Source organism: Porphyromonas levii DSM 23370 (genome assembly GCF_000379925.1).
Classification (GTDB): domain Bacteria; phylum Bacteroidota; class Bacteroidia; order Bacteroidales; family Porphyromonadaceae; genus Porphyromonas_A; species Porphyromonas_A levii.
The window spans coordinates 1-6,402 of record NZ_KB904317.1 but is presented as its reverse complement, the minus strand read 5'-3'; the positions used below and the strand labels follow the sequence as shown (position 1 = coordinate 6,402).

The window sequence follows — 6,402 nt, the reverse complement described above, 5'->3', positions numbered from 1 at the left end:
GAGGGAATAAACAATAAGATTAAAGTGATGAAGAGAAATGCTTACGGATATAGAGATGATGAATATTTCAAACTAAGGCTTTTTGCTCTACATGACTGCCGTATCACACGAAATGTCGGATGAACCTAAAGTAAGTTACAAAGCCACCAACCAAAGCATTCTATCAATCCTACAATAAAGAGACTCACAGATTGGTATAATTTAGGTATATTTGCCACCTGAAGTGCTCACCCCACATTATAATATAATATATGTGTGTGCACAGCACTCCCATTGAGTTTAGGAAAAATATAAGAATAATAAATAATAACTACTTACAGATGCAAAACAAAGGTTTAGTGCAGTGGACTGCCATTATCCTTGCCATTGTCTGTGGTTACTACCTCTCATTTTCACTGGTGTCGGGGTATTACCAGAACAAGGCTAAGAACTATGCGCAGGGCGATGTAAATAAGGAGATTCGCTATCTTGACTCGCTCTCTATGAAGAAAGTGTGGCTCGGTAGCACGCTTCAAGAAGTACGTGAGAAAGAGCTAGGACTTGGTCTCGACCTTAAGGGTGGTATGACAGTCATCTTGGAGCTAAATGCTGCCGATGTACTAGAGACCCTCTCTGGCAATAGCCAAGACCCTACATTCAGAGCAGCCCTAGAGTCGGCTATTGCTCAGCAGGAGCGCAGCCAGAAGGACTTTATCACGCTCTTTGTTGATGAGTTTCATGCGACAGACCCAGGCGCTCGCCTATCTGCCATATTCGGTACTCTAGCGCTGAAAGACAAGATTACCACAAGCAGTAGTGATGCGGATGTAGAGCAGGTGCTACGCTCAGAGCTTGCAACAGCTATCGAGAGCTCTCACAAGGTACTCCGCAATCGTATCGACCGATTTGGTGTGGTAGCACCAAACATCCAGAAGCTAGAGGGTGGTCATCGTATCCTCGTAGAGCTTCCTGGTGTAAAGGAGCCTGAGCGTGTGCGCAAACTACTACAAGGCAGTGCCAATCTAGAGTTCTGGGAGTGCTACATGCTCCCTGAGATTTGGGCAGACCTACAGCGAGCCGACCAAGTCATTGCTCAGATGAGCTCTACAGTAGAGACTGTAGCTGAGGCTGCTCCTGTAGTAGTTGCTGACAGCATCGCTACCGACAGCGTGGCTACTGATAGTGTAGCTACAGCCACCGACGATCTGACTGCATTGGTCGGAGAGGCTACTCCTTCAGCAGAGACTACTACCGCTTCTAACGGTGCAGTACAATCACTATTCAGTCTACTTGCTCCAAACACCTACGAAGGTCAGCTAGCGGCTACTCCTGTGGTCGGAATGGCACATGCATCTGACATGGATAAGATTGACTCTCTGCTCAACCTCCCACGTGTTAAAGAGGTACTTCCACGCAACCTACAGCTAAAGTGGGGAGTGAAGGAGATGCAAGAGGGTTCAAAGATCTACCAGCTCTTTGCTATCAAGACTACTCGCCGTGATGGTATGCCTGTATTGGGTGGTGAAGTAGTCACCAATGCTAAGAGTGATATCGATAATACACTTGGTCGTCAGGAGCCAGTAGTTTCTATGACCATGAATAGCGAGGGAGCTCGTGAGTGGGCAAGAATCACCAAGGAGAACATTGGTCGTCCTATCGCTATCGTGCTAGATGATGTTGTTTACTCTGCACCAAGCGTTAATACAGAGATACCAAACGGTCAATCACAAATCACTGGTAAATTCACCGTACAAGAGGCAGATGACTTGGCTAATACCCTCAACTCTGGTAAGATGGCTGCATCAGTACGTATCGTACAGGAAGATGTTGTAGGTCCATCACTGGGTCAGGAAGCTATCTCAGCTGGTCTTGTCAGCTTCGTGATTGCACTCGTACTGCTGATGATCTACATGATTATGATGTATGGTCTATTGCCTGGTCTAGTAGTAGATGCCGCTTTAGTGGTCAACTTCTTCTTCACTATCGGTATCTTAGCATCGCTTCATGCCGTGCTCACTCTAGCAGGTATTGCCGGTATGGTGCTTACCCTAGGTATGGCGGTAGATGCCAACGTGCTTATCTTTGAACGTATCAAAGAGGAGCTCGCTCAAGGCAAGTCTATGATTAAGGCCATTGAGGATGGTTATGGCAATGCATTCTCTGCTATCATCGACTCCAACGTGACCACAATCCTTACGGGTATTATCCTTTACTACTTCGGTTCAGGTCCTATCCGTGGATTTGCCACCACACTGATTGTAGGTCTTGTATGTTCATTCTTAACTGCGGTATTCCTCACTCGTATCTTCTTCGAGAGGAGAGCGCTTAAGGGCAAGATGGACAATATCACCTTTACCACCTCTGTATCTAAGAACTTCCTAGTAGACCCTAGCGTGAAGTTCATCGAGAAGAGCAAGGGAGGCCTCTCTATCGCAGCTGCGATCCTTGTTGCCGGTGCCATCGCTCTTGGTGTATGGGGTCTTAATAGTGGTATCGACTTCACTGGAGGTCGTAACTACGTTGTGAAGTTCGACCAACCAGTAAGCACTAGTGAGGTAGCAAGCCTAGTGGGTAGCAAGCTCGATGGGCAAGTGAATGTGATCACTATCTCTACTGCAGAGCAGGTACGTATCTCTACCAACTACAAAATTGAGACCAATACCCCTGAGGTAGATGCTGAGGTAGAGAACCTGATCTATGAGGGCGTGAAGCCACTTCTAGGTGATGGTGTAAGCTTCGACCAATTTACCAACGACTACATCCAGAGCTCTCAGAAGGTAGGCGCAAGCATGGCAGACGACATCAAGACAGGAGCTGTTATCGCTGTAGTCCTATCACTGATTGTGATGGCGCTCTATATTCTTATCCGATTTAGAGATGTAGCCTTCTCTATAGGTGCGTTTGCTTCGGTTACTTTCACTACGCTATCTATCATAGCGTTGTATGCACTGCTATGGAAGGTAATGCCATTCTCTATGGAGGTGGATCAGACCTTTATCGCTGCGGTACTAGCTATTATCGGTTATGCTATGAATGATACAATCGTAGTATTTGACCGTATACGTGAGAACCTCAAGCTATTCCCTAATAGGAATAGGAAGGAGCTATTCAACTACGCATTGAATAGTACACTTGCACGTACCTTCAATACAAGTATCAGTACCCTGCTTGTGGTACTCATCATCTTCTTCTTCGGTGGTGCTAGTATCAGGAGCTTCACATTTGCAATGATTCTTGGTATAGTATTCGGTACCTACTCTACACTATTCGTAGCAACACCGATAGCCTACTTCATTAATAATAAGAAGTTCAATAAGACGCACAAGTAACTGACATACAGTTTTCGCAATTGACTAAGACGACGCTGCACCTATCCGTGCGGCGTCGCTTTCATTTTGCTACTGAGTGATAATGTTGGTATATTTGCGGGAGCAAATTTGAAAGAAATAAAGGAAGAAAGATTATGATCCAAAGTAAAAGGCACAACCTGCCTGTATGGAATGATGTGTATACTCATTCCAAGTTACCTGCTAAGCTCTCCAAACTAGAAGACCTATCACGTAATATATGGTGGGTATGGAGCAGTGAGGTGAGAAAGATATTTGCAGATATAGACCATGAGAGATGGGAAGCAAGCCAAGGTAACCCTATTGAGGTACTCAATAACCTTACCAGTAAGCAGCAGGACGACCTGATGGCAGATGAGGTCTTCATGGCTAGAGTGGATAAGGCATATCAGAATTTCCAAGACTATTTAGCCCAACCCATGCGTAGCGATGCCCCAAGTGTGGCGTACTTTAGCATGGAATATGGACTTAGCAATATCCTGAAGATTTACTCTGGTGGTCTGGGTGTACTTGCAGGAGATTACCTGAAGGAGGCGAGTGACTCTCGGGTAGACATGGTAGGTGTAGGCTTTCTGTATAAGTTTGGTTACTTTGACCAGGTAATAGCATCGGATGGTCAGCAAGTAGCCCAGTACAAGCAGAATGAGTTCAATAAGATTCCAGTGACTCAGGTATGCAGCAACAATGGCACACCTATGACACTGGAAGTCCCCTTTAGAGATCATGTGGTTTATAGCTATGTATGGCGTGTAGATGTAGGGCGTATTCCACTCTACCTTATGGATACTGACCATCCACAAAATAGTGACTGGGACAAACCTATCACCAGCCAACTCTATGGCGGGGACTGGGAAAACCGCATGAAGCAAGAGTACCTCCTAGGTATTGGTGGTATTCAGATGCTTAAGAAGCTAGGGATAAAGAAGGAGGTATACCACTGTAATGAGGGGCACGCCGCAATTATTAATATTGAGCGTATCGCAGAGTTGGTAGCCGAAGGCAAGGACTTCGACCATGCGCTTGAGATTATCCGTGCCTCTGGTCTCTATACCGTGCACACGCCCGTACCTGCTGGGCACGACTACTTCGATGAGGGACTATTTGCCAAGTACATGGAGCACTATGCCGAGAAGCTTGGCATCACCTTTCAAGAACTCATTGATCTTGGCAGAGAGAACCCTGGCAGCCACGATAAGTTCTCTATGAGTACGCTTGCTCTTAATACCGCACAGGAAGCTAATGGCGTGAGTTGGCTACATGGCAAGGTATCACAGAAGATGTTTGCACCTGTGTGGAAGGGCTATTTCCCAGAGGAGCTACACGTAGGATATGTGACCAATGGCGTGCACTTCCCATCATGGACTGCGGTAGAATGGATACCATTTTACAAGAAATACATCTCTGACAACATACTTGAGGATCAGGCGAACGTAAGAGTTCTTACCAAGATTGAAAGCGTACCAGATAGTGAGATTTGGGAGATGCGCAAGGAGATGAAAGCACGACTAATCCGCCACCTAAGGGCAAGCTATCAGGCAAGTCTCGCCAAGGAGAACAACGACCCTACGTTCACCCTAGACATCCTCGATGCACTAGACCCAGATGCTCTACTGATAGGCTTTGGACGTCGCTTTGCTACCTATAAGCGTGCACACTTGTTATTTACCGACCTCGAGCGCCTCGCAGAGATTGTCAATAACAAGGAGCGACCCGTACAATTTATATACACCGGCAAGGCTCACCCAGCCGATGGTGGTGGACAGGGATTGATTAAGCGCATCATAGAGATATCCCGCATGCCACAATTTCAGGGCAAGGTACTCTTCCTAGAGAATTACGACATACGCGTAGCGCGCCGACTAATTGCGGGTGTAGATGTATGGCTCAATACCCCTACCCGACCGCTTGAGGCATCAGGGACTTCTGGAATGAAGGCACTCATGAATGGTGTGCTCAACTTCTCGGTGCTAGATGGTTGGTGGTACGAAGGCTACATCCCTGCTGGCGGTTGGGCACTTACAGACAAACGGACTTATACCGACCAAGGGCTACAAGACAAGCTAGATGCTGTGACGATCTATAAGACACTGGAGGAGGAGATTATTCCACTCTACTACGACCGAAGCGAGCATAAGGAGTTCTCTACTGGCTGGGTACAGATGATTAAGACATCGATGTCTAGAATCTTACCTCACTTTACTATGCGGAGGATGATTAATGATTATATCGAGAGATTCTACCGTCCGCTAGCGGAGCGCTCCAAGGCACTTGCCAAAGATAACTACTCTGCTATCGACCAACTCGTGGAGTGGAAGAGAGGAGTAGCTCGTGATTGGGACAAGTTAGAGACGATAGAGGTAAAGAGCTCAAAGGATCTCAGTAATCGCAACTTTGAGGTAGGAGAACAATTCTCCTCTACCATAGTGCTCGATATGCACGAGCTCAATACAGCGCTCAAGGTAGAACTCGTGGTTATAGAGGTAGATGCCAACACGGGCGAGACCAAACATATTGCGAACCACGAGTATAAGTTAATTAGCTCGGAAGGTACTCGCCGCACCTATAGACTGGATAAGGAGATCGATAACCCTGGCAACCAAAAGCTAGCCATCCGCATTGCTCCTACCCACGAGCTTCTAGCACATCCTATGGACTTTGCATACGTTAGCTGGCTATCCCTATTCTAGCCAGTTCCCTGCAATACTATCATGCGAGGAGGTAGTGACGTACTGTCACTGCCTCCTCGCATGATAGATTCCCAAGACTTGGATATCTAAGGTTTTTATAATAAGACAACCTTGGATTTCCATTTATTTTCTACAACATTCGCTCCATATCGTAAATAAATCACAACTTTGTCACAATAAAATAAGCATCGTTCGTTTAAAAACCACAGATGCTTAAATATTATAATATTCCCAAAAAACTAGACAACTCAAAAAGTGGTAGATTTGAGAGTTGAGATGGAACTAATTGTCATTTGCTGACGAAAAGGAAAAGATAAGTTTATGGGACGAAGAAGTAAATACAGTTCAAGCTTTAAGGCACAAGTTGCTTTAGCCGGCTTGAGGGGCGA

General features: G+C 46.0%; 3 protein-coding genes. All 3 read left to right on the top strand.

Annotated elements, in window-relative coordinates:
- Positions 1–123, top strand: a 123-nt coding sequence (locus A3GG_RS13235; RefSeq protein ID WP_018358428.1) for a transposase, incomplete at its 5' end; no start/stop codon positions are given.
- A 197-nt stretch (positions 124–320) separates the two neighbouring features.
- Complete coding sequence (secDF, locus tag A3GG_RS0111210; protein WP_018359378.1) at positions 321–3,308, top strand: protein translocase subunit SecDF; 2,988 nt, start codon at positions 321–323, stop codon at positions 3,306–3,308.
- A 131-nt stretch (positions 3,309–3,439) separates the two neighbouring features.
- Positions 3,440–6,013, top strand: a complete 2,574-nt coding sequence (glgP, locus tag A3GG_RS0111205) for an alpha-glucan family phosphorylase (protein ID WP_026215797.1) — start codon at positions 3,440–3,442, stop codon at positions 6,011–6,013.
- Positions 6,014–6,402: the final 389 nt, after the last annotated feature.

What these genes read in the sequence shown, in the direction of transcription:
- secDF (WP_018359378.1), top strand. Translation starts at nt 321, where the DNA reads ATGCAAAACAAAGGTTTAGTGCAGTGGACTGCCATTATCCTTGCCATT.